The organism is Ruegeria sp. AH12 (assembly GCF_056541465.1).
In genome coordinates this window covers 1-503 of the sequence record NZ_JBQFYL010000237.1, presented here as the reverse complement: position 1 = coordinate 503, position 503 = coordinate 1, and the positions used below count along the sequence as shown (strand labels likewise).

General features: G+C 59.6%; 1 protein-coding gene. It reads right to left on the bottom strand.

Annotation, left to right across the window (positions count from 1 at the left end):
* Nucleotides 1–503, bottom strand: a 503-nt coding sequence (locus ACR0EL_RS22830; RefSeq protein WP_480502400.1) for an SAM-dependent methyltransferase, incomplete at both ends; no start/stop codon positions are given.

The window sequence follows — 503 nt, the reverse complement described above, 5'->3', positions numbered from 1 at the left end:
ATACAGGATCAGGGCCGGGGCGGTTCCAACCTCGGATCGCAGCTTGTCGGACAGGTCTCCGATTGTGGAGCGCCCCAAGGATTGCTCGGGAGTTGAAACAGATTCGGCCATCAAAGCAGGCGTGTCCAACGGCAAGCCATGCGCGCTCAGGGCTTCGACCAGCAAGGGAAAAGTGCGCTTGCCCATAAATACGACCGTCGTCGCGCTAGCATCAGCCAGGGCGGGAAGGTTCAGATCGGTCGGCAATTTGCCACTTACGTCATGCCCGGTGACGAATTGAACACGACGTGCAGTCAGGCGTCGGGTCAGAGGGATACCAGCGGCAGCTGCCGCCGCGACGGCAGAGTGGATGCCGGGAATGATCTCATATTTGATGCCGGCTGCCTGCAACGCGACCAGTTCTTCCTCCAGTCGACCGAACAATCCTCCGTCACCGGATTTCAGGCGTACCACCTGCTGACCGGTCTGCGCATACTCCACCAACAATCGGCTGACGTGATCCT